Source organism: Nocardia terpenica, assembly GCF_013186535.1.
GTDB classification, from domain to species: Bacteria; Actinomycetota; Actinomycetes; order Mycobacteriales; family Mycobacteriaceae; genus Nocardia; species Nocardia terpenica.
On record NZ_JABMCZ010000002.1, the window covers coordinates 1,017,767 to 1,040,369 of the forward strand.

Below are 22,603 nucleotides of genomic sequence, written 5' to 3' on the forward strand. Positions count from 1 at the left end.
CTGTGACCGGGCGGTACCGGGGGTGGAGACTGGGCGTCGGACGCGAGCCGTAACGCAAAGGGAGGCAAGCCCTCTTCCGGTGATCGACTCGGCAGCCGTATGACCCGATACCCCCTACCGTCGGCTCTGCGCCGGGGTAAGGCACAGGATTACGCGGCGCGGGCGGAAGCACCGGGCAACGATCGAGCATATGCCGATCCGGCTCGGACACGACGGTGCTGAAAGGCCACATCCGGACGATAAACCACCCAATACGCCCACCTGCCGTTTCCGCTCTCGACTATTCGAGACAGAAACAAACAAGAGGTCGGCGGGAAATCGATGCCCGACACGCGATATGTGAGCGTGCGGGCATTGTGGTGTGTGCGTCGGGAATACTTGCAGAGGTATTCATTTCCATATGTCAGTGACCTTCCGGCCAGTCTGAAATTACCTGCGCTACAGAGCTTTCCACTGATGCCATAATGCAATACAAAGCCACTGCAATCCGGTCGCTAATCGACCTAGCATAGAGGACTGTGAGTACATTTAGATTTATATTCGCGTCGGTTGCCACGGTGGTCGCGCCCTCCCTGGCGGGCGTGGTCGGCAGTGCCGCCGTCGCGATCGCGCAGCCTGTCGATTACGGATTGATGAGCCGCGCGCAATTGGAATACCTGGCCCAGAAGCACAGCAGTATCGCCAACGGTCCCGGCGCGGGTTACGGCGACAGCCCGGCGGCCACGATGTGAGCGCCGCAGCCGATCCAGGCCGCCGACGTGACCGCGAAGCTGTACGGCATCCCCGCCGAGAAGTGCTGATCGGCCGCACAGCACGGCCGTCTCGGGTGGTCAGTCGATCAGGACGACCTCGCGCATGCGCTGCTTGCCTCCGGGGAGGTTCTCCACGACAGCGAAAGAGTTCCCGTTGGCCTTCTCGGTCTCGATGAAATTCCATACCGCGATGGCGCGGCGGACCGCTTCGGTGGCGCTGATGTGCTTGATGTCGGCCCATTTCCGGAGAACCGCGGCAACGTCGGAGGCGAGATTGATCGACAGCCGGACAACTTCGGACCTACCGGTGCCGGCATCCGGGCCGTGCGTGCGGTTCTCGACAGAAGACATGATGATGGGCTCCCTCTTCGGCTGGCCGGACAGTCCGGTTTCACAAAGTCCAGACACGGACGAGCGCCACCTCCCCTGCCGGGGCGACGCGAGACTGCCGGATATTGAGTTCATCGGAGGATCGACACGGATTCCAGGGAAGGTGAATGTCGGCGCGGAGTCGCGATCGTCGGTCGTCTCGTCTTTGTGTACGCGATCAGTTCGGACATGTGTACTCACCGGGCCCTTCCGGCCGTGGCTAATCATGAGATTGCAACTCCAATGGAAGTGAGTTGCGTGCTCCGTAAGTAACAGGGTAGGAGGTCGTACGCCTTGTGTCAAGATCATAGACGTAGTTCACACGTACATAATGCATGTCTGATACGCATGGAGTACATAAATTATGCGCATCTCTTGTGGTAGAGTCTTCAACCGCAGGGGTCGTCGCGGGATGCCTGCGAGCGCAGCGAGGAGCAGATCAGTTGGGATCGGAGCGGACCTTCACCAGCGGTACACCGGGGATGCCGCGGCGCGTGGTTTACATCGTTCGACAGGAAGATCGGGGGTGCGTGCACCCTATGGCCGATGACTACCGCCGATGGAGCGCGGACGACATCATCGAAGACGCCATCATCGAAGACGAGGAGCCGCTCGCCGGTCTGACCGACGTCATACGCACGGCGCTCCGGCCGACCGGCGGCCACTGCCCCCGATGCGGAGGAGGGATCGGCTTCACCTGCAAGCGCTGCGGGCTCGAAGGGATCGCGTGATGACTTCCGCGCCCGATGATCCCGCGTCCGCCACCCCCGGGCCGCCTGAGCAACCATCGCACCCATCGCCCTCCCCGGTCGCCGGGAAAGGCCGTGTGATCCGCCCAGGCGACACGCCGGATGCCGACGACTCCGCGATCAGCGACGACAGCGCCCCCGGCGGCCTCGGCGGCATCATCCGCAAGGCGCGGCGCAGCCGCAGCCTGCACGAGCAGCGCTTCACCCTCGCCGTCGTGCTGCTGGTCGTCGTCGCCGCGGCCGCCGGCTACCTGCTGTGGGCCTCGGTGTGGGCCCCGGGCGACCACCTCGAATCGGTCAGGGAGACAGGCGCTGTCGTGTTCGGGCCGCTGGTCACGCTCCTGGGCACCAGCTTTGCCTGGTACTACGCCACCCGCAAGAACGATCCCGACTGACACCCGGCCACCATGGTGCACGAGAACTGCACCGAGATCATCGAGGGCCTGGCCGGAATCGAGAAGGGCGCCTGTCGTCGACGTCGGGCCCGCACTCAACTTCCTGGCCACTCACCAAGAACGGCTACTCATCCGAGTGCTGGGCCGTCTCGGCACACCCGAGACCGTCGAACGCGAGATCCTCGGGAAATCCCGGTCCCGAACCGACCACAGGTTCCGCAACATCGACCTGGTGTGGTCGAAACTGCGAGGCTGTGGGACACCATCAACGCGTGACGCCTGGAGCCGGCACGCCCCATCTGTCGTTTGCCATTCCGTTGTGGAACCAACATGGTGCCAATCGTCCGCTGAAAGAACATGTTTCAGATCCGTTGTGCGGACCGATCCTGGTGACGGTGGTCGAAACGCCCGGTATTGCCGATTTTCGGGTGTCGATTGGCTGGCTGATTTGAGTCCGATCGGCGTTCGATCTGTTGACCAGCCGATATCGTAGGGGTGTGACGGGCGTCGAGTACGCGCTGTGGGGTTTGTTCGGGGGTTTCGCGGTCGAAGGCTTGGAGTTCTCCCGGGTGATCCGTCGATGGGGTACCTGGCCATGGCGACTGCCGGGTGAGCCGGGGCTGGGTCCGCTGGCGGCCTCGGTGGTGATTCGGCTGGGGATCGGCGCCGGTCTGGCCGCGGGAGCCGGTTCGGCCCATCAGGTCGCCGGCCCGTTCGGTGCTGTCGCCGTGGGGGTGGCCGCGCCCCTGGTGGTCGAGCAACTTGCCCGTACGGTTCCGACCGCCCTCTCACGTGATGCCGTCGGTTCCGGTCCCGCGCGACCGGAATTGGAGCCGCCCTCGGGACCGTCGGTGGGGGATCGCGATGCGCGCTGACACCCCCGCAGGCCAGGTGGTTGCCGCGTTGGCTCGTGACACGCCCGCCTTCCGCGACTGCGGGCCACACCTCGACGGCCTGCTTGCGGCACTGGCACGCACCGCGCCGGACCCGGGCGTCGCCGGTTCTCGTGGCGGCGTGCCGCCGAAGACCCGCGCGGAGCTGGTTCGGGCGATCCAGGCCGGGGTCGATCTCCTCGGCGCGGACCTGACCGGTGTCGACCTGGCCGACGCCGTGCTCGATCGGGCGCACCTGGTGCGAGCGCGGTTGACGCGCGCCGATCTCAGTCGCGCACAGTTGGTGGGTGCGGACCTGACGCGGGCGGACTTGTACCGCGCCCGGCTCGATGACGCCGATCTGCGCGCCGCTCGGCTCGCCCACGCCGACTGCAATCAGGCACGAATGCGCAAGACCATACTGTCTGGCTCGGATTTGGTGCGCGCCAATCTGATGCAGGCCGATCTGTTCCAAGCCGTCCTCGGCCACGCCGACCTGACTCGGGCATTGCTGTGGAAGACGGACCTGCTCAGTGCCGATCTGTCCCACGCCGTTCTGCACAAGGCGAAAATCGTCGGCGCCCGGCTCACCTTCGCCCGCCTTGTCGAGGCCGACCTGACCGATGCCACCCTGCGCGCCGCCAAACTCAACTCCGCCGACCTGACCGGCGCCGATCTGCGCGGCACCAGGCTGTGGCTGGCCGACCTGGACGGCACTCGGCTCGACGGTGCGACCTGGAGCAGCGGCACCAGATGGCCGAGGAAGATGACCGAACAGATCCGCGCCCGATCGGACGAGGTCGCCCCGAAGGTGTACGAAGTCGTGCGGTAGACGACACGTCCAGTCGGGTCAGTCCAGCTCGACGTTGGACATGATCGCGATCCGCCAGCCCTTGTCGGTGCGCACGGCGGTGCTCTGGCTTCGGTTCCGCTCGATCTCCTCGCCCGCCCTGTTGTAACGGACCCAGGTCGCCTCGACGATCACCGACCGCTCGTCGAGGACCCGCACGACGCGGTCCTCGTCGTGGGCACTGGCATAGCCCGTGGCCAGCATCCTGCGGAATTCCTCATTGATCACATCGAACATCTTCCGCGGTTCGTCGACCACCACAGTCCGGGCCGGAGTCACCATCCACATCGGGATCGCGTAGTAATCCAGCAGGCCCGCCGGGTCCGGTTCGGCGCTGGTGACCTCGTCGATGAATACCTGGCTGTAGAGGGTGTACCAGTCCGATACCTCATCAGCGATCGACGCGAACCGCGAAATCGTCGGACCGATGTCGACCTTCCCGCGAGCGCCGGGCTTGGCCATCGTTTTGTTCGCCATCGTCGTCTCCTTCCGTTGCGGCGGCATCCGGACCGATCGGACCCCGCGCCAAGGGCACGAACTCGACAGAAACCAATGGGAAAGCTATCCCATTCCGAGGCCCGGAGCGGGCAAACCACCTCGGAGATCACTCCCGAGTTTGCTACGGCCAGGCCGATGGTGTGGATTTTGGGGTGTGCCGCTGCCGCGCCCGGAGGTTCCGAGTGCCGGTTCAGGTTCTGCGCGGTTCGGTGAGAATCTCGCGTAGCGATTCAGCGAAAACGGTGGGGGCGGTGAGGAAGGTCCAGTGGTCGCCCGGGACCTCGACGAAGGTGGCGCCGGTCAGTTCGGCGATGATTCTGCCGGAGCGGTATGGGTGGGAGGTGGGTTCCGATGACCCGACCGCGATCACGATTCGGGAGGCCGCGGAGGCGAGTGCGGGGATATCGGTTGTCGCGCTGCAGATCATCCTGGTTTCGTGCACGAAGGTGAGTTCCGGGTTACTGGTGAGGCGTTGTGCCAGTTCATTATTCAGCATCGGCGCCGCGTCGGGCCGGTGTGCGCCGACCGCGGCGAGGAGTTTCTCGGCAGCGGCTGCGGGGCCCTCGCGCAGATAGAACTCGGTCATCTGGTTTGCCCGGTCGCGTTGGGCCTGCGCGTCGGGTAGCACATCGAGCACGCCGGGGTCGTGGGCGATCAGCAAACGGACGACGCCGGGGTAGCGGGCTATCAGGTCGAAAGCGATGACAGCGCCTGCGCCGCTGCCCATTACGTAGGCCGGGTCCGATCCCAATGCCTGGATCAGCCGCCGCGCGTCGTCACTTTGGTCGGCGACGCTCAGAGTCTCGGCCGAGGTGCGCAGGGTGCTGCGGGAGTTTCCGCGCCGGTCGTAGGTGAGCACGGTGAAGGAATCGGCCAGCAGATCGGCGACCTCGTCGTAGACGCCCGCGTCGCCGCCCGCACCGGGAATCAGCAACAAGGCCGGGCCGCTACCTCGCACCTCGTAGTACAAGCCCGCCCCGGGCACTTCCAAGACATCGGTCGTCGCGCGCACCGAACCCACGCTACGGCCGTTGCGAGGCAGACACTATGGTCTCGTTTGGATGACAGCACACGTGATCGCTGATCACCACTGTTGGTCTTGGATACGCTGCGCGCACGGCCGGAACAGCGACGGAGAGGGTAACCGCTCGATGTGCGCGGAGCAGCTGAATCAGGACAAGCCGCACTCGGCGCGGATGTACGACTACTGGCTCGGCGGCAGGGACAACTATCAATGCGACCGAGAGGCCGCGGCCGCGGTCGAGAAGGTGTTCCCGCACAGCGCCGAGACCGCCCGCATCAACCGCGATTTCATGAAACGCGCCATCGAACACCTCGCCCGTGATCGCGGCGTGTCCCAGTTCCTCGATATCGGCACCGGTATCCCCACCGAACCCAACCCGCACCAGGTCGCGCAAACCTACCGCCCGCACGCGCGTGTGGTGTACGTCGACAACGACCCCATCGTGCTCGCGCACGCCCGCGCCCTGCTGACCGGCAGCGAGGAAGGCCATACCGCGTACGTGCACGCCGACGCCACCGACACCGCAGCGATCCTCGGCTCCACCGAACTGCGGGAAGCGCTGGACCTGTCGCAGCCGGTGGCGGTCAGTCTGCTGGCGCTGCTGCATTTCCTGCCCGACGACCGCAACCCCCACCGAATGGTGACAGCGTTGATGAACGCCGTCCCGGCCGGGTCGTTCCTCGTGATCAGTCACGCCACCAGTGATTTCCGGCCGGATCAGCTCGAGGCCGCCGCCGAGGTCTACCGCCGGCACGGCATGGACGCACAAATTCGCACCTACGATGAGATCGCCGCCTTCTTCACCGGCCTGGAACTGATCGAGCCGGGCATCGTTCCCCCGCACCGCTGGCACCCCGACCTCACCGGCGGCGAACCCCTCCCCGGCACCGACGAACGCGTCTGCTTCTACGCCGGCATCGGCCGAAAACACTAAGACTCAGAAGCGATCAGCGTCTCGGTGACCAGGTTCGCCGCCTGACCGACGCCCCGGTGGGCGCTGCTCGAGCCGCTGCTGCCTCGTGGCAAGAAGCCAGGAAGCCCACCGAAATGGACCGAACGGCAGCTCATTTCGACACCGAACGATACAACCGAGCGGGGGACGCGAGTCCCTGTGAGCTGGCCCTCGATACGACGGCTGCGTTGCTGTTGATCGTCGGCGGGATTGTGCTGCTGTCCCGGCTGTTTGGGTGGGCGGGTGATGGTGGTCGTCTGGGCGGTCCTGCTATTGATTGCGCATGTCGTCGAGTTCCGGGCAGTGTCCGATAGGTACCGTCGCCGCTCTCCTGCTCGGAGCGCACAAGGTCGCCCCGATCGAATGGGGGTACCGTCGCCACGGTGTCGGGATCTGTCGAGCAGCAGGAAATAACGGCCGCACCGTCGGATGATCCGACGCCGGGCATGCGACGGCGACGGTGGTGGAGACGGTCGCTTGTCCTCGTCGCGGCGGTACTGGTGGTGGCGCTGGTCGGCGGGACCTTCGGCGTCGCATGGTGGTTCGCCGACCAGGAGATCGGCGTCGACCACGGCCCGCGGCAGGACACGGTGCTGGCGGTCGAGAATGCCGGTGCGGGCAGGAATGTCGTGCTCACCGCCAGCAGTCCGGACGCCCGCCACCGCGGGACCTACTGGATGTCCTGGGACGGCGCCTTCGCGCAGGTCGGCGATATCGTCGCCGAGGCGCCCGGCAAGGTCACCCGGCCGCTGCTCGCCGGCGCGACACCACCGCTCGGCACCAGCGTGTACGTCGGTGCCGCGGTGCCATCGGACCCGAAAACCGGTCTGGGATTGGACTACTCGGAAGTGACGGTGCCCACCGAACTCGGCCCGGCGGTGAGCTGGCTGATCCCGGCCCAGGACCCCGCGGCGACGACCTGGGTGGTCGCGGTGCACGGCCAGAACGGACAGCGCAAGGCAATGCTGCCGATCGCCCCGGTCCTGCACCGGCTCGGCCTGCCGATGCTGGTGCTGGGCTACCGCAACGACGAGGCCGCACCACGCTCACCGGATCACCTGCTGCACCTGGGCGGCTCGGAATGGCGCGACGTCGAGGCCGCCGTCCGCTACGCGCAAGGGCATGGCGCGCACCGGATCGTGCTCTACAGCGAGTCGAACGGCGGCCAGATCAACGGCCAGTTCCTCACCCACTCACCACTCGCGGACACGGTCACCGCGGTGGTGATGGACGCACCGACCACGAGCATGCCCCAAGTCGCCGCCTACGCCGGAAAACAGCACGGCGTACCGGGTTTCGTCGTCGACCTGACCGACAAGATCATCGAATGGCGCACCGGCGACGACTGGGCCGCCCTCGACCTGCTCACCCACCCACCGACGGTGAAACCACCGCTGCTGGTCCTCCAAGGCGACGCCGACACCCAGGCACCACCCCAGATGAACCGCGACTTCTACGCCGCCAGCCGCCGGATCGGGTGGCCGATGCAGTACGCCGAGTTCCCCGGCGCCGAGCACGTCGAGGCATGGAACTCCGACCCCGCCCGCTACAACCAGCTGGTACACGACTTCCTCGCTACGACAGCACTACCGGCGCGCTGAGCAGCCGTGGACGCGATCCCGGCGAAGGGTGATCCGGACACCGTAGTCCGGCTCGATGTGTCGGCACGAGTCGAGTGGCGCGAGGCCCTGGCGCGTCGTCCCTGTCGTTCTGCCCGTCGCGTAGCGGGCAACGGGCAGAACAACGCTCCGGGCTGCTCCGGTCAGAGACAGTTGGCGGCTTTCAAGTCGGTGACTGTCTGGTCGGAGACGGTGATGCTTTTGCCCACCTGGGCATCGGCACCCAGGTCCACCTTGGCTTGGGCTGCGCAGGTCAACAATTCTGCGGTGACGGTGATGGTCTGGTCGGCATGTGCCACACCGGCTCCAATGGCGGCCGAACAAGCCAGGGCCGCAACGATCACACCCGTTTTGACGAATCGCATGAGAATCCTCCTCCAAATCGCAGTCATGTGAAGGGTTGCGCTGATCTCCTGCTCGGGTGCCGAGTTTCGTGCTCCGTGCGCGGACACCCCGTGATACACGCGTCGCCAACTGGACGACCGCGTTGGCGTCACCGGAATCTCGTCACATTTATCCCGATAAAACCAAATATTCAGTGTACGGAACCAACTGCCGGAACACGGCACAAACCACAGAACGATTTCCGCCATGCCACGATCCATCGCGGCCTGCCGACCTTGACCGCGTCACAGTCCGGAGCGAACGTTTGTGTCGCGAAATGTACTGAACTGTCCCAGAACGCAGCGAAAACACACTAAAGATGACTCTGACCAGCGGAAACGGGTGGTTTCAAATCCCCTATCCTCGGCTGAGAAGCCGCAGGTCGGGGGCAACTTTCGGGTTGCCCCTGGTTTGAGGTCAACAGTCGGCACATTTCACGGCATCCCTGTGTGGGGTGTCTGACATGTTGGAGCTGGTATGTACCCCAGGGGTTTTCATGGCAAGCATCCGCGAACGCATGCGGAAGAACGGCCGAGCGATGGGTGAAGGTGCTCGACGCGGTCGGTACCCCGGAGTGGCTGTTCGCGCTCGACGACGGCTCCCCGGTGCGGATCTCCTACTTTCACAAGGACATCTGGGTGCCCACCCCGCGACGCCCTGTAACTCGCGGCGGGGATCCGTTGAACGGGAAGAAACCTCGCATCCACGACCTGCGCCCGCGGCATGGATGCTCACCTACCAGAGCCATGTTGGATCGACCCAGTTGCGTCGAGATTCCGGTGGCCAACCGCAGCCGCGGCGGCGAGAGTGTCAGAGGCCACGAGACATCCCGCGCGGAAGGCCGGTTGTCCAAGATGAACGAAACCTGCGTAATGCCGGTAGGTTTGGCGGTGCGGGCTCCGTCGCAACGCCGGGCGCTGCATGGTGCGATTGCCGCCTCAGCAGGTCCTACTGTCGCAGGGCTCGGTAAATTGTTTCGCGCGCGACCTGGCCCTCGGGTGTGGGGGAGGTTACCCAGATATGGATCATCTGCGATGCCTCGTGGTATTCGAGGTGAGTCCCTGCGAAATTGGGTGCCAGGGCTGCGTATTTGCGGGCCTGGCAGTTCAGGATGTCGTGGGTTCCGCTGAACAGGAGCAGGCGGCCGAGGTGGTCGTTGTTGCCGAGCATCGGGCTGACGCGGGCGTCGGTCGCCGATAGGCCGCCGCGGTAGAGGCTGTTGAGGTAGCGGCATCCGGCCGGGCTGAGGAACGGGTCGACTTTGTCGAGCGCCTCCAGTTCCGGCTCGGTGAGCCGGATGTCGAGTGTGGGCGCGATCAATACGGTCAGGTGCGGGTTGGGCACGCCCCGGTCGCGCAGAATCTGCGCCGCGGACAAGGTGATCGTCGCGCCGACCGAATCACCGATGAGGTTCACGTTCCCGGCACCGTTGTCGGTGATCAGCTGTGCGGTGATGTCGGCGAGTGTGTCCGGCACGAACTCGCCGGTGCCCTCGGGCGCCAGCGGGTAGAGCGGAATGACCACGCGCGCGGCGGCATTCGTGATCAACTCCCCGCAGAGAAACCAGTCGCCGTCGGCGATCTGCATGACCCAGCCGCCACCGTGTACATAGACAATGGTGCGTTCGGGCGCGCGATCGCGTGCGGTCGCGGTGTGCACCATCCATTCATTGCCGCGCGCATCCGTGGTTACTTCTGTGCTGACTGCGAATTTCTCGGCGAAATCCGTCGGCGGCCGGGTCGTCGTCGCGCGGCGCAACAGCTCCGCCTCGACGGAGTTTTCGGGCGGCTGTGTCGCTGCCGACCGCCGCAGCAGTTCCGCGGTGGCCTTGGCGGCTTCGACCGACACCACCATCTGCTTGACACCCAACCGGCGGATCTGGTCAGCGTATTGCTGCGCCTGCGAACTCGGGCGGCGCACCGCGGCGATGGTGCCGACCCGCGGATCGGGGTGGGTGACCGGGCGGCCGAGCGGGACCGCCGTGTCGTTCCAGCTGCGGAACTCGGTGGCCCAGCCGAGTCCGGAAAGCCACCGTTCGACATCGAAATCGATCTCGAGCGAAAACCTGGCCACGCCGAAAAGGCTGCCGGGCGCTGACAGTTCGGTGAGGGTCGCCACGACACGCTGACTCCACTCCTGCGCCGAGGATCCGAGCGTGCCCTCGTCCACCCAGCATGTCGGCACGCCGACTCGGAAGCCGCTGTCCAGCAGTGCTTTCCGCCAATCATGGCGCAGGTCGGTGGCAACGACTCGACGCAGGCAGGTCGGCACCGCGCCCGCGTGGTCCAGCACCGGCTCCTTGAACGAGAACATGTCGGGAAGGTCGATTTCGAACACGACCGTCTCCCGGGGCAGGCCCAGACGAAACGCCCGGGTGTCCAAACCCGCACCGAGCAATACGATTTGGCGGATACCGGCGTCCAGCGCCGCACCGACCCGGTCGTCGACCAAACGCACCGCGACGGTGCGGCTCTCGTAGAACTGGTCTGCGACGGCCATCAGCTGCGCCCACCGTTCCGCCGCGAATCCCGCACGCGCCGCGTCGACGAATGCCCGCGCCAGCGGGTCGCCGTAGAGCCGGTCCGCGCGTTCGGTCTCGCGCGCCCGGATGACCGCGACCCCGATCGCGGTCACCGCGACGCCTTCGACCGGAACATTCGATGCCGTATCGACCATGGCCTCTCCCTCACTGATCATCAAAACAGCTGTGCGAGAACGTAGTTGGACGACAATGGCGTTCAGGTCGCCCCCTCCAGATCGACCCGAGCGCTATAGATCGGCAGCATCGTCGCCAACCACGCCGTCGCGGTGACCGGCCAATCATCTCCAGCGTCGGCGGGTTCGCGCTTGAACAAACCTGCTACGCCGAGAGCGTCCTCGGGAATCCATCGGATGTATCGCAAAAGTTTGCTCGGAACGAAGCCCAGCAGCTGACGGCATGCTCGGCTGAAGTGGGCCGAATCGGCGAATCCAGTGTCATGGGCCGCGTCGGTGATGGAGTGCCCGGCCGCGCACAGCTCCAAGGCGCGTTGCAGCCGCAGGCTCAGCACATATCTGCGGAATGGGACGCCCAGATCCGACCTGATTACATGCGCCAGCCGGTCCTTGGAAATCCCGATGTCACCGGCCAAATCGGCCAAACGCACCGGACCGGCCAACCGATCGGGCAGCAGGTGCATCAGTTCCCTGACCGCGGGGTGGCCGACGAAACCGGCGTTCATGCGGGGCAGGCAATTGGCGGCCATGATCGAACGTGCGGCTGCCAATCCGCTGCGCGGCCAGTCCCGCGGCGCCCCGCTGATCCGATCGAGACCGGCGATCCGGGACAACGCGACCCACTCCCCGGCACCCGCGCTCGCCGACATCACCCAGGTGGGATCGGCGAACCACTCCGGTGCCACATACAGCAGCAACCCCCGGGCCGTGCCCCGCACGATTGCATGAGGGACGCCCGACGGGATCACCGCCGCCTCGCACACACACCCGCCGCCGGAACCGTCGGCCAGAAAGAATGGATCATCGAAGGCGACCACAATCTGCACGGCCCGATGACTGTGCATCCCTTTCGTGGCAACCGCACCCGCGTACAGCGCATACCCAGGCCCCGCGACCGCCACGCCCTTCCACCACCACTGCGGCTCCGACAACCTTCCACACATGCCGTCCCCCTGGTTCCCGAAGGCTCCGAACGCCCCGCTGCACGTTCTCACCCGATCCAACCGCACCGGCGGGCACATGTCGCAGGCTCGGCCACAACACCCGCCGAGGCGCGACTCGAGCAACACCACCGCAATACAGGCGGGAACCCCGACCCGCCCGGCTGGCACGACAGCCTGTTCGGCGATGTAGTAAGTACACCGGCGGATCGGATTCGGTCTTCAAAGATGAGTACGTTGATGGCGGCCTTGGTTCTTACTCCGTATCGGGGGTGCCGAAGGTCGATTCGAGCGGCGGGAGCATAGCCCGGGAATCGTGCCCATTGGCCCAGAGGCCGACCACGAAAGCCGCTGCGGCTTCCATATATCGGGCTTGCCGCAGGCCTCCGGCGCGGACGGGGCGCAGGTTCAGGTCCTCGGCCAGGTCGCACACCAGACCCACGGCGGGCGGGTGATCGCCACAGAGCGGCACGGTCAGCGTGCGGCCCTCGAATTCGCGGTGCGGTGCCGCCCAGACTTCGGCGGCCAGCAGGTTGAATGCCTTCACCACATAGGCGTCCGGGACGGTCGCGGAGATCCGCTCTGCCACAGCGTATTCCGAGAGGGTGAGGCCGCCTTCGTCGGGCAGGAAGGCATTGGTGCAGTCGATGAGCGTGCGCCCGGCAAAGGTTTCCGATCCGGCGACCGCAAGCACCTCCCCCAACGCGGCGACGGGCAGCGCAAGTAGAGTCGCCTCCCCGAATCGTGCCGCTTCGTCGATGGTTACGCCCCGCGCGCCGTGTCCGATCTCGGTCGATGCCGCTGCGGCAGCCGCCGAATTCCGCGCTCCTACCGCGATGTCGTGCCCTGCCGCGGCCCAGCCGCCACCCAACGCCCGCGCCATCGCCCCGGCTCCGATGATTCCGATACGCATGTCAACTCTCGATGAGAGGGTCGTGTTTACGGGTTGAACGCTAGGAATTCCGATACGAACGTGAAGGTGCGTATCGGCAATGGCAGTCTGGAACTGTGACACCGGAGATGGACACGCAGGTCGTCTACGACTCGTATGGCGAGTACGAATCCGATTGCCCCGCACGCCTGGCCGTCGATCTCTTTGCCAACTCCTGGCTGACGGTGATCGTGTACACGTTGCGGAACGGTCCCATGCGGCCGGTGGAACTGCACCGCGCCATCGGCGGCATCAGCCAGAAGATGCTCACCCAGACTTTGCGCCGCATGGAGCAGATGGGATTGCTGCAACGTCGCCGCTACGCCGAAGCTCCCCCGCGCGTGGATTACGACCTGACGCAGGCGGGCCGCGACTTGCTAATCCCCATCTTCGCCCTGGGAAAGTGGGCGGAACGCCACGGCGATACGGTGCGCACCGCCCTTTACGGCGACGATCAGGAATGATCCCGCAGACGGCCCGCACAACCGAACGGTCAACCGACGAAACGTAATTCGACACTACGGTGTGCTCGGGCGGGGCCGGATGGTCACGGCCTGGTGATCTTCCGAATGCCCACGCTGGCCACTTCGGTCAGCGCGGAAAGCGGCATTTCGCGGGTTCGTCGTGCAGGTGCGCGGTCATTGGTGGCCCGGTCGGCCACAGTCCGTGACTCTAGGAGACCGCAAATGCGGTGATCGCGTGGACGACGCAGGCGAACAAGGGTCCAGCAACCATTACCGCTTCCCGGCGCTGAGCGCCGAGCACGGCGTCTGCGGCCTGAGCGAGGGCCGCGACGACCAGAACGAGAACGCTGACGATGCTGTGCGAGAAGAAGGGCACCGAGCCCGCCACAAATCCCAACGGCACCGCTCTGGCCGCATACACCCGCGCGTAGAAACGCTCTCCCGCGGTGGGATTCGCTTCGTGACTCATGGCCGACGGACGGAGAGCCGCCACCACGGCGAAGCCGATGCCTATCAGAGAGACCACGCCATTGAGCACCGTCAGAACGATCATCCCGACGCTCATGCTCCTCCTGAGTATTGTCCGATCCAGCCGCGATCAACGGCCACCGTAGCGCCGTGAACGTGAAGTTCGAGGGTTCAGGAGACCGGCGAGCCCGTGTCGGCGGTTATGCGATCGAAGCCAGGCGCCTCCTGGAAGGAGACAGACCCGCTCTGCGGCGCAGAAAGCGGCGTGTGTGTGCGTTGGAAGCCATTCTCGCCCAACCGAACTGAACGATCGACCAACGCACGACATGCGGCATAGAAAGACGTTCTGCGCGCCAGTTCTGTCGGCGTGGGGAACTGTGAGCGCAGCTTTAACGTTGCGATTCAGTCGGTGCGGGTGTCGTGTGCCGCGCGGTTGGCGAATACTTCGTCCATGTGGGTTTCGGCCCAGTTCTTGCAGGGGTCGCCGGGTTGATGTGAGCCGCCGTTGCCGAGTGTGGTCACGATCAGCGCGACCCATTTGTCGGAGATCCGTTCCAGCAGTTTGCGGCTCGGGCATGCCGCCAGGAAAGCGTTGTATTCGGCCTTGGACTGGGCTCTCTTCTGGCATCACCCACATCGATACCGCCGATGCCTACGGGCCACGCGTCACCAATCAGTTGATCCGCGAAGCACTGCGCCCTTATCCCGAATCGCTCCATATCGTGACCAAGGTCGGCGCGACTCGCGATCAGCAGGGCGGATGGCCCCCGGCCCGGCGGCCCGAACAGCTGCGCCGCGCCGTCCACGAGAACCTGGAGGCGCTCGGCCTCGAAGTGCTCGACGTGGTCGACCTCCGGCTCGGCAATGCCGCAGGGCCACAGCCCGGTTCACTCGCAGAGCCCTTCGAGACCCTCGCCGAACTCCAGCAGCAAGGGCTGATCCGCCGCCTCGGCGTGAGCAACGCGACGGCCGAACAGGTCGCCGAAGCGCAAACGATCGCGCCGATCGTCTGCGTGCAGAACATGTACAACCTGGCCCACCGCCGCGACGACGAACTGATCGTCACCCTCGCCGGGCAGGGCATCGCCTACGTACCGTTCTTCCCACTCGGTGGATTCAACCCGCTGCAGTCCGCAGCACTGTCGGCCGTCGCCACCCGAATGAATGCGACACCGATGTCGGTAGCCCTGGCCTGGCTACTGCACCGATCACCGAACATCCTGCTGATCCCCGGCACCTCGTCGACGACCCACCTCCGCGAGAACCTCACCGGCGCGGGACTACCGCTCTCCGATAAGGAAATCGACGAGTTGGAAAAGATCAGCCACTAGACGAGTTCCGGCCGGACAGTGCGGGCTGGACCAGGCCGTACGGGGGCGACCGTATTTCCAGCGCCTTCCTGGCAGGTCACGATCAGCAGCCTGCGGCACTCGTGCTCGGTCACGGTGGCAGACCGTACGGTTCAGGCTTGCCCGATTCACTCCAGTCTTCGGCACCAGCGTGCAGGTGACGAGGCCCCGATGCCGTCCACGAGCCGGGCCACGCTGGACTCTCTGGGTCGAGCATCGGGCTCAGCTCGGCCATCGCGGGGGACCGTCGATGAATCGACGTCTGTTCGATGCACACCGCACCGCCGTCACCGAGTCGTCGACAATTCGGCAGAGCCCCAGCACGCCAGTCTGGCCACATGCCTGTCGCGCCGCAGCTCGATCGAGTGCTCTTACCTCAGGTCAACGGGCATCTACGCCCCAGGTTGGCGAATATTTGGCAAGTTCTGCGAACTCTATGGACGATGTCACATTGCGCGCTGTACACATTGTTCATAGCCTGCCAACAGGATGCGCGTTGGACCCGCCTGGACAACTCCAGGCAATCGCTCGAGCTTCTGCCCGACCCGAGGCGGTTCATGACCGACAGTCGATCGCTGTACCGGACCTGGTGGCGAGACCGGGTTGATTATCGCTGGCTGGTCGAGACTCTCCAAAGTCATTCCGCGCTACGCGGTTTCAAGCTGATGCTGGGGGCCGGGGGCATCGTCATGCTGATGATCGCGGTGCTGGCCGCGGTGGCGCAGGGCGATGTGTCGGGGCCGCTCGGCTGGCAGGGTGGGATCGAGGCCGCCGTGGCCGGGGCCTGGACCCTGCGCTGGTGGTTGCTGCCGTGGCCGCGGGAAATCGAATCGCTGGCGTGGATCGCGCTTTTCGATCTCGACACCACCGCCAACGACCTGCTGGCCCACGATCGTGTCATCGCGGTGCTGGGAATCGTGCTGCTGATGGCGATGGGCGGGTATGTGACCGTCTTCCACGGGCCGCGCGTGCTGGCGCTGCATGTCGGGTGGTCGATGCTGGCGGCGGTGGTGCTGGGGGTGGTGATCGCCACCGGCTATCTGCCGAACACCGGACGCGAGCCCGAGGCCACCGGACAGTGGTACCGGGATGTGGCCCTGGCCCTCGCGATCGTGCTGGTCATGCTGGTCGTGGTCGGCGTGATCCTGCCCTTCGTGCAGCTGTGCCATTGGATCGTGCGCGTGGACGCGCTGTCGGATCCGCTGACCAAACTGCTGAACCGCCGCGGCCTGGATTCCTATGTGGTCTCGCACGTCGGCCGGTGCGGACGCCGGTCCGCCTACGTGGCGACAGTGGATCTGGACCGCTTCAAGACCGTGAACGACACCTTCGGCCATCCGTTCGGCGACGAGGCGCTCGTGCACACCGCGCAGCGCCTCAGGCAGGTCGCCGACATCGAGGCGCTCGTGGCGCGGACCGGCGGTGAGGAATTCGTCGTGGTCGGCTACCTGACCGAGGACCCGATCGCCGTGGGCGAGCGGCTGCGCCGCGCCGTCGAAACCATGCCCGGTCTCCCGGTGACGATCACCGCCAGCGTCGGGGTCGCGGTGGCCGACGCCTCGCAGCCGAACACCGAGTACACCGAGGCCACCTTCCAGCGCCTGCTGCACCGCTCCGACTCCGCGATGTACCGGGCGAAACGGTTGGGCGGCAACACCGTTGTGGTCGCCGACCGGGACGAGCCGGTACCGACCCTGCCGCCGCGACCGATGACAGCCATCCCGGACCGCCCTGCGATCCCGGGTTCCGCGTAATGATTCCCGCGCCGCTGTCGGAGTTTGTTCAGATTTCTTGGTACCGGGCGAGTATCTGCTTCACCGCGTCGGTGACGGGTGGTTCCTCGGTGAGGTTTGTCCATGTGTAGGCGTCATGCTCTTGAAGCACGACCGGTTCGGCCGACGCTACCTCGACGGTGAAGTTGAATTGTCGGCTCTGCTTGCCGCTGCCGGATTCATAGTCGAAGTCGCCCAGGTAGTGCGTTATCCGGGTGACATCGAGGCCGGTCTCCTCCTTGACTTCCCGAATGAGGGCTTGATCGAGAGCCTCGCCCGGTTCGACTTTACCGCTGGGCAGCTCCCAGATGCCGCCCATGAAGTCGTCCGTCGGCCGCTGCAGGAGCAGGACTTTGCCATCGAATTGGATGATGGCGCCGACAACGAGTTGCTGCACCTCGTCGCGTGCCGCCTGGCTGACCAGCTGGCCGAGCAAGGATCTGTGAACCATGGGTTCCTATCCTGTCCCAGCTTGCGGTTACCAGTGCAGGCAACACCGAAATCGGCTGTACCGACCAGCACGATAATCCCACGCCCCGCAGGGCCGTCGACTGATCACCTGTAGTCAGCGGGCAATCGACCGTGGGATCAGAGTCCAGTACTGCGGATGCGGTGCTAGCCGATGAGGTCGGCGATGCGGTTGATCTGGTCGGGGTCGCGGGCCCAGCAGTAGAGCATCAGTTCGTCGGCGCCGAGGTTTTCGAATTGGGTTATGGCCGTTCGGATCTGGTGGGGGGTGGTTAGCATGCCGTTGGTCATGTGGTTGGCGTGGCCGCTGAATTCGTAGTAGGCGGCGATTGCGGTGCGGGCCTCGTCGGTGGGCTGGGGGCCGAGGGCGACGTTTATTTGGGCGACTATGCGTGGTTTGCCGGGGCGGTCGTGGGCGTGCCAGGAGCGGCGGGCCGTTTCTATGAGGTTCTCGGCCCAGGAGGGGGCGGCGGCGCAGAGCAGGCCGCCGCCCCAGCGGCCGATCCGGTCGAGGGCGGCCGGTTGGAAGCCGCCGAACAGGAGTTCGGGGCCGTCGGGGTCGGTGGGGGCGGGGCCGATGGGGCCGCAGTCGGCGCTGTAGCGGTCACCGGCCCACAGCCGCCGCATGAGCGCGATCTGCTGGTCCAGTCGCCGCCCGCGGGTGCGAATATCGGTGCCGGACGCCTCGTGATCGTCGGTGCGGCCGCCGACGCCCAGGCCGAGCACCAGCCGGCCGCCGGACATTCGGTCCAGGGTGGCGACCTGCTTGGCCAGCAGGACCGGGTCGCGCAGCGGCGCGATCAGGACCTCGGTCTGCAATCGGATCCGATGGGTGACCCCGGCCAGCAGGGAGAGCGCCACCAGCGGTTCGGGATTGTCGTAGACGAGCCGGTCGAGCAGGCCGAGCGTGGAGAACGGGCCCGCTTCGGCGCGGCGGGCCCATTCGGGCAGGTCGGCGGGGTCGGCGATGGGAAGGCCGAGACCGATACGCATGGAATCCTCCAATGGAAGTGGGTAAGCAGAACACGCCGCCCACTCCGCGCCTCACGAACCGAGGCTGGGCTCCCGCTCTGCGGCAATACTTCTGGAGAGCACTGATTGGATTGGGGTCACCATAGATCGAATCGGGCGCCCCGCGCAACTCGGCTACCAGGTGACCTGAAGCTGTTGCACGCCATGGACGCCGATGCGAGCCGGGCGCATCCGGATCTCGTCCACCGGCACCGCGAGCCGCAGGGTCGGGAACCGGGATATCAAGGCAGGCAGGGCGGTTCGCATTTCGACCCGGGCTAGTTGCTGGCCCACGCACTGGTGGATACCGTGGCCGAAACCCAGGTGTCCCACTGCATTACGTCGCAGGTCGAGGCTGTCGGGATGGTCGAATCGGGCGGGATCGCGATTGGCGGCCTGTAGCGAAAGAACCACCGTTTCACCGGTTGTGATCGTCTGTCCGGCCAGTTCGACATCTTCCAGGGCGGAACGGGTGGCGGTGTGGGCGATGGTCAGGTAGCGCATCAGCTCCTCGACCGCTCGATCGGCGAGGTCGGGGTCGGCGCGCAGCGCGGCCAGCTGTTCGGGGTGGCGGAGCAGCGCGAAAGTGCCTAGTGCCAACATACTTGCGGTGGTCTCGAACCCGCCGATCAGCAGCAGCACAGCCATTCCGGTGAGTTCGTCGTCCGCGAGATCGGTGCCGGTCAGATCGCTGAGCAGGTCGTCGCTCGGTTCGGCTCGTTTGGCGGCTACCAACTGCCGCGTATAACCCTGTGCCTCCGCGAGGGCGGCGAAGCCCTGGTCGAAGGGTACGTCGGGGTCGTTCAGCCTGGCGACCAGGTCGGCCACCAGGCGCTGGAACCGATCCCGATCCGCTTCGGGCACCCCGAGCAGTTCGCAGATCATCAGTGCCGGAACGGGATAGGCGAACGATTGCACCAGATCCACTGGGCCGCCTACTCGTTCCATGACGTCCAGGTATTCGGTGCCGATCTGGGCCACCCGCTCGGTGAGCAGTCGCATCCGCCGGACGGTGAACTTGCCGGTCAACAGTTTTCGGTAGCGGGTGTGCTCGGGTGCGTCGAGATTGAGGAAGCTGCCGGGCGGCGCCGGAGGCAACGGGCCGACGCCCGCCAGCGCGGAGTGCATGAGCTCGGTTCGCGCGCTGAAGCGCGGATCGGCCAGGATTGCGCGCACCGTGGCATGCCCGGTCGCCAGCCAGCCCTGGTGGCCGTCCGGAAACAGCATGCGGGTCAGTGGATTTCGCGCACGCAGGCGCGTCAGCTCGGTGGGTGGGTCGAAGGGGCGGCCCGGGGGACGGGTGGTGGACAACGAGGAGGCGGTGGTCCGCGATTCGATCATGAGATTCCTTCTGGCGCACGAGTTTCAGTCCGAGCCGAACGCTAGGTTGCGTTCAGAGATTGCTCAACGGCGACGGGCAGCAATTCTGGATTACCGCAGGTATATTCGGTTTCGTCCGTGCAATGACCTTGCCGTCGAACGCAATGTCGGCGGGCTGAAATGCAATGAGATGCCACTGAACGCATATCCCGCCGAAGGAGCACCGCACCGATGCCAGGAGGCAGGCTCACACTGCACGAGCGGGAATGCATTGCCGCCGGACTGGCCGACGGGCTGGGATACACCGAGATCGGGCGTCAGCTCCAGCGACCGGCCTCCACGATCAGCCGCGAGGTGTCCCGCAACGGCGGACCCGGTCGTTACCGCGCCGACCGAGCCCACCGGGCCACCGCGATGCGGGCGCGACGGGGCAGGGCGGCCGCGGCGCAGCAATCGGTCTCGAGCTCCACGGGATTCACGATCGACAACGACGCTGTGCGCGATTTCGCGACCTGCTTCACCGAGCTGTTCGTGAACGACGGTATGCCCCGAATGCAGGCGCGGGTGATGACCTGTCTGCATCTCACCGACTCCGGCAGCCTCACCGCCGCCGAATTGGTGCGCTTACTCGAGGTGAGCCCCGCCTCCGTCTCCACAGCCGTTCGCGCGCTGGAGAAACGGGATCTCATTCGCCGGGAACGCGATTCGCGACGTCGCGACCGCTACTACATCGACGACGACACCTGGTACCGCACCACGCTGAACCTCGCCCGCGCCGCCGAAGAAAAGGTCGAGGCGGTCCGCCGGGGGGCCGAAATCCTCGGTGTGACGACGCCCGCGGGCGCCCGACTGAACGAAATCGGCCGCTACCTCGACTACCTCGGCCAGCAGATGGTCCTGGTGGTCGAACGCTGGCGCGGATAAGTGCCGGTCGATTTACGCCGCGTCGTCGCCCGTGATGTTCGGGGCTGACGGTGCGTGGTTATCGCATTAAATTGTGAGTGTGCGTTCTGGTCACGGGGATCCGAATCGCTCGATGATGATCGGCGGTATCCGGCGATGAGTCTTATCTTGAGCACCGAGAACCTGCCGGTGGGTGAGCGCCTGGACTTTTGGGAGTACGCGCTGGGGCGGGTGGGGTCCTCCTTCGATATCCACTACGCCACCGACCGGGAGTTTCACGCGTGGATGCAGGCCGGGTGGATCGCCGGGTTGCAGGTCGCCGGGACGGCCAGCAGCCGGTACGACCTGGTGCGCACGCCCCGGCGGATTCGCAACTCGGATTCGGAGGCGTACCTGTGCACCGTTGTCGCCGAGGGCCGGATGGGTCTCGAACAGGATGGGCGCACCACGATTTTGGGCCGGGGCGACTTGGCCATCGTCGACAACTCGCGACCGTATCGCTTCATCGGGGAGTCCTCCCGCCGACTGGCCCTGGCCAAGTTCCCGTATTCCATGATTCCGCTCCGCCAGGATCGGATCGGGCAGTTGACCGGCGTTCGGATCCCCGGCGACAGCGGTAGCGGCGCATTGATTTCGGCGATGCTGTGTCAGATCGTCGATCAGCTCGATTCCGACGATCTGACGGGGAACGGCAGGCTGGCGACGGCCATGACGGACCTGATCGCCGCCGCGCTGGCCACCCGCCTGGACCTCACCGGATCGCTGCCGTCGCAGACCCGGCAGACGGCGCTGCTCCACCACATCTGCGCCTTCATCGAGCACCACCTCGACGATCCCGACCTGTCGCCCGACATCATTGCCGCCGCGCACCACATCAATCCGCGCTATCTGCGCAAACTGTTTCAGGCACAGGGTCATACGGTCACCGGATGGATTCGCGAGCAACGCCTGCAACGCTGCCGCCGGGATCTGGTCGACCCGCGCCTGGCCGGTCAGTCGATCGCCATGATCGCGGCGCGGTGGGGATTTCTCGACATCGCCCACTTCACCCGGACGTTCCGTGCCGCCTTCGGCCTCCCGCCCGCCGCCTACCGGCACGCTTGCGGCACTCTCGAACGATCCGCCGACCCGACCCCGCGAACGCATGGGTCGGAGGATCGCTCGTGAGTGCCGCCGGTTCGGTGCCCCCCTTCGGCACCGAACCGGCCAGCTGGGGTAAATCCACTTCGCTGTGAGATTTATCTGAGCTGATACCGAAGTCTAGCCGGGACCGGGCGTTTGTCAACTAGGATGAATCTGTCCGCGGCGTGGATTAACAGGAGCTGGTGGGAGGAGGCTGAGGACTCATGGCCGACAGCGGCGGGGCCGGGCGAGGGACGCTCGCCGACAAGATCGAGAGGTTGTTCCGGATCGTTCGGAAGGCCGGGAGCGAACAGCACTCCAACGAGGAGGTCGCCGCGGCGTGCCGGGAGGCCACCGGCGAGAGCTTCTCCGCCACCTACCTGTGGCAGCTGCGCACCGGGCGGCGGGACAATCCGACCAAACGGCATCTGGAGGCGCTGGCGAACTTCTTCGATGTGCCGGTCGCCTACTTCTTCGACGACGATCAGGGCAGGCGGATCCAGGCCGAGCTCGAACTGCTCGGCGCCCTGCGCAATGCGGAGGTCCGCGACATCGCGCTGCGCGCGGTGAATCTGTCGCCGGACGGGTTGGGCACCATCAACGACATCATCGACGCGATCGCCAAGCGGGAGGCCGCGCGCCGGTCGACCGGTTCCGACGACGAGACGAAGTGAG

The 22,603-nt window shown here is 65.7% G+C and carries 25 protein-coding genes; 14 read left to right on the forward strand and 11 right to left on the reverse strand.

Features of this window, described 5'->3' with window-relative positions; genetic code table 11:
* Nucleotides 1-557 precede the first annotated feature (557 nt).
* Complete coding sequence (locus HPY32_RS16200; RefSeq protein WP_156674053.1) at nucleotides 558-731, forward strand: hypothetical protein; 174 nt, start codon at nucleotides 558-560, stop codon at nucleotides 729-731.
* A 99-nt stretch (nucleotides 732-830) separates the two neighbouring features.
* Here HPY32_RS16200 and HPY32_RS16205 read toward each other — a convergent pair whose 3' ends face one another.
* A complete protein-coding gene (locus tag HPY32_RS16205; RefSeq protein ID WP_067580197.1) occupies nucleotides 831-1,103 on the reverse strand; it encodes a hypothetical protein in 273 nt (90 codons plus the stop codon).
* A 557-nt stretch (nucleotides 1,104-1,660) separates the two neighbouring features.
* Here HPY32_RS16205 and HPY32_RS16210 point away from each other — a divergent pair.
* The 5 genes from HPY32_RS16210 (at nucleotide 1,661) to HPY32_RS16230 (ending at nucleotide 3,969) form a co-directional block, all read left to right on the forward strand.
* Entirely contained in the window at nucleotides 1,661-1,852 is a 192-nt protein-coding gene (locus HPY32_RS16210) for a hypothetical protein (RefSeq protein ID WP_067580195.1), read from the forward strand.
* A 95-nt stretch (nucleotides 1,853-1,947) separates the two neighbouring features.
* Nucleotides 1,948-2,265 (forward strand): hypothetical protein, encoded by a 318-nt coding sequence (locus tag HPY32_RS16215; RefSeq protein WP_067580193.1) that lies wholly within the window; start codon nucleotides 1,948-1,950, stop codon nucleotides 2,263-2,265.
* Between the two features lie 272 nt (nucleotides 2,266-2,537).
* On the forward strand, nucleotides 2,538-2,717 hold the full coding sequence (locus tag HPY32_RS16220; protein WP_156674052.1) for a hypothetical protein: 180 nt from the start codon (nucleotides 2,538-2,540) through the stop codon (nucleotides 2,715-2,717).
* A gap of 45 nt (nucleotides 2,718-2,762) precedes the next feature.
* Complete coding sequence (locus HPY32_RS16225) at nucleotides 2,763-3,140, forward strand: hypothetical protein (protein WP_067580191.1); 378 nt, start codon at nucleotides 2,763-2,765, stop codon at nucleotides 3,138-3,140.
* A complete protein-coding gene (locus tag HPY32_RS16230) occupies nucleotides 3,130-3,969 on the forward strand; it encodes a pentapeptide repeat-containing protein (protein WP_067580189.1) in 840 nt (279 codons plus the stop codon). Before HPY32_RS16225 ends, HPY32_RS16230 begins: the two co-directional genes overlap by 11 nt.
* Before the next feature lie 18 nt (nucleotides 3,970-3,987).
* Here HPY32_RS16230 and HPY32_RS16235 read toward each other — a convergent pair whose 3' ends face one another.
* A complete protein-coding gene (locus HPY32_RS16235; RefSeq protein ID WP_156674051.1) occupies nucleotides 3,988-4,464 on the reverse strand; it encodes a DUF6841 family protein in 477 nt (158 codons plus the stop codon).
* Between the two features lie 211 nt (nucleotides 4,465-4,675).
* Nucleotides 4,676-5,497 carry an alpha/beta fold hydrolase gene (locus HPY32_RS16240; RefSeq protein ID WP_171982885.1) on the reverse strand — a complete coding sequence of 274 codons (822 nt, stop codon included), beginning with the start codon at nucleotides 5,495-5,497 and terminating at the stop codon, nucleotides 4,676-4,678.
* A 139-nt stretch (nucleotides 5,498-5,636) separates the two neighbouring features.
* On the opposite strand from HPY32_RS16240, the gene HPY32_RS16245 reads away from it, so the two are divergent.
* Entirely contained in the window at nucleotides 5,637-6,443 is an 807-nt protein-coding gene (locus tag HPY32_RS16245; protein WP_067580183.1) for an SAM-dependent methyltransferase, read from the forward strand.
* Nucleotides 6,444-6,844: 401 nt separating this feature from the next.
* Nucleotides 6,845-8,062: an alpha/beta hydrolase family protein gene (locus HPY32_RS46155; protein WP_156674050.1), complete on the forward strand. Its 1,218-nt coding sequence runs from the start codon at nucleotides 6,845-6,847 to the stop codon at nucleotides 8,060-8,062.
* A gap of 161 nt (nucleotides 8,063-8,223) precedes the next feature.
* On the opposite strand, the gene HPY32_RS16255 is transcribed toward HPY32_RS46155, so the two are convergent.
* From HPY32_RS16255 to HPY32_RS16270, 4 genes are all read right to left on the reverse strand, one after another.
* Nucleotides 8,224-8,445 carry a hypothetical protein gene (locus tag HPY32_RS16255; RefSeq protein WP_156674049.1) on the reverse strand — a complete coding sequence of 74 codons (222 nt, stop codon included), beginning with the start codon at nucleotides 8,443-8,445 and terminating at the stop codon, nucleotides 8,224-8,226.
* 967 nt (nucleotides 8,446-9,412) lie between these two features.
* Nucleotides 9,413-11,161, reverse strand: coding sequence for an SAM-dependent methyltransferase (locus tag HPY32_RS16260; protein WP_067580181.1), 1,749 nt, complete (start codon nucleotides 11,159-11,161; stop codon nucleotides 9,413-9,415).
* Between the two features lie 41 nt (nucleotides 11,162-11,202).
* On the reverse strand, nucleotides 11,203-12,123 hold the full coding sequence (locus tag HPY32_RS16265; protein ID WP_171982886.1) for a helix-turn-helix domain-containing protein: 921 nt from the start codon (nucleotides 12,121-12,123) through the stop codon (nucleotides 11,203-11,205).
* Between the two features lie 253 nt (nucleotides 12,124-12,376).
* Entirely contained in the window at nucleotides 12,377-13,033 is a 657-nt protein-coding gene (locus HPY32_RS16270; protein WP_067580177.1) for an NADPH-dependent F420 reductase, read from the reverse strand.
* Between the two features lie 95 nt (nucleotides 13,034-13,128).
* On the opposite strand from HPY32_RS16270, the gene HPY32_RS16275 reads away from it, so the two are divergent.
* Nucleotides 13,129-13,515 (forward strand): winged helix-turn-helix transcriptional regulator, encoded by a 387-nt coding sequence (locus tag HPY32_RS16275; protein WP_231951381.1) that lies wholly within the window; start codon nucleotides 13,129-13,131, stop codon nucleotides 13,513-13,515.
* Nucleotides 13,516-13,723: 208 nt separating this feature from the next.
* On the opposite strand, the gene HPY32_RS16280 is transcribed toward HPY32_RS16275, so the two are convergent.
* Nucleotides 13,724-14,080 (reverse strand): hypothetical protein, encoded by a 357-nt coding sequence (locus tag HPY32_RS16280; protein ID WP_197696361.1) that lies wholly within the window; start codon nucleotides 14,078-14,080, stop codon nucleotides 13,724-13,726.
* A 478-nt stretch (nucleotides 14,081-14,558) separates the two neighbouring features.
* On the opposite strand from HPY32_RS16280, the gene HPY32_RS16290 reads away from it, so the two are divergent.
* Entirely contained in the window at nucleotides 14,559-15,314 is a 756-nt protein-coding gene (locus HPY32_RS16290; RefSeq protein ID WP_067580173.1) for an oxidoreductase, read from the forward strand.
* A 575-nt stretch (nucleotides 15,315-15,889) separates the two neighbouring features.
* Nucleotides 15,890-17,086 (forward strand): GGDEF domain-containing protein, encoded by a 1,197-nt coding sequence (locus tag HPY32_RS16295; RefSeq protein ID WP_067580171.1) that lies wholly within the window; start codon nucleotides 15,890-15,892, stop codon nucleotides 17,084-17,086.
* Nucleotides 17,087-17,114: 28 nt separating this feature from the next.
* On the opposite strand, the gene HPY32_RS16300 is transcribed toward HPY32_RS16295, so the two are convergent.
* The 3 genes from HPY32_RS16300 to HPY32_RS16310 all read right to left on the reverse strand — a co-directional run bounded on the left by HPY32_RS16300 (nucleotide 17,115) and on the right by HPY32_RS16310 (nucleotide 19,924).
* Nucleotides 17,115-17,555 carry an NUDIX hydrolase gene (locus HPY32_RS16300; protein ID WP_067580169.1) on the reverse strand — a complete coding sequence of 147 codons (441 nt, stop codon included), beginning with the start codon at nucleotides 17,553-17,555 and terminating at the stop codon, nucleotides 17,115-17,117.
* Nucleotides 17,556-17,719: 164 nt separating this feature from the next.
* Entirely contained in the window at nucleotides 17,720-18,565 is an 846-nt protein-coding gene (locus tag HPY32_RS16305; RefSeq protein WP_067580167.1) for an LLM class flavin-dependent oxidoreductase, read from the reverse strand.
* A 153-nt stretch (nucleotides 18,566-18,718) separates the two neighbouring features.
* Nucleotides 18,719-19,924, reverse strand: coding sequence for a cytochrome P450 (locus HPY32_RS16310; protein ID WP_067580165.1), 1,206 nt, complete (start codon nucleotides 19,922-19,924; stop codon nucleotides 18,719-18,721).
* Nucleotides 19,925-20,134: 210 nt separating this feature from the next.
* Here HPY32_RS16310 and HPY32_RS16315 point away from each other — a divergent pair, with 210 nt between their 5' ends.
* The 3 genes from HPY32_RS16315 (at nucleotide 20,135) to HPY32_RS16325 (ending at nucleotide 22,602) form a co-directional block, all read left to right on the forward strand.
* Entirely contained in the window at nucleotides 20,135-20,827 is a 693-nt protein-coding gene (locus HPY32_RS16315; RefSeq protein ID WP_067580163.1) for a GbsR/MarR family transcriptional regulator, read from the forward strand.
* A 147-nt stretch (nucleotides 20,828-20,974) separates the two neighbouring features.
* A complete protein-coding gene (locus HPY32_RS16320; RefSeq protein WP_067580161.1) occupies nucleotides 20,975-21,973 on the forward strand; it encodes an AraC-like ligand-binding domain-containing protein in 999 nt (332 codons plus the stop codon).
* 179 nt (nucleotides 21,974-22,152) lie between these two features.
* Entirely contained in the window at nucleotides 22,153-22,602 is a 450-nt protein-coding gene (locus HPY32_RS16325) for an XRE family transcriptional regulator (RefSeq protein ID WP_067580159.1), read from the forward strand.
* The last annotated feature ends 1 nt before the right edge of the window (nucleotide 22,603 follow it).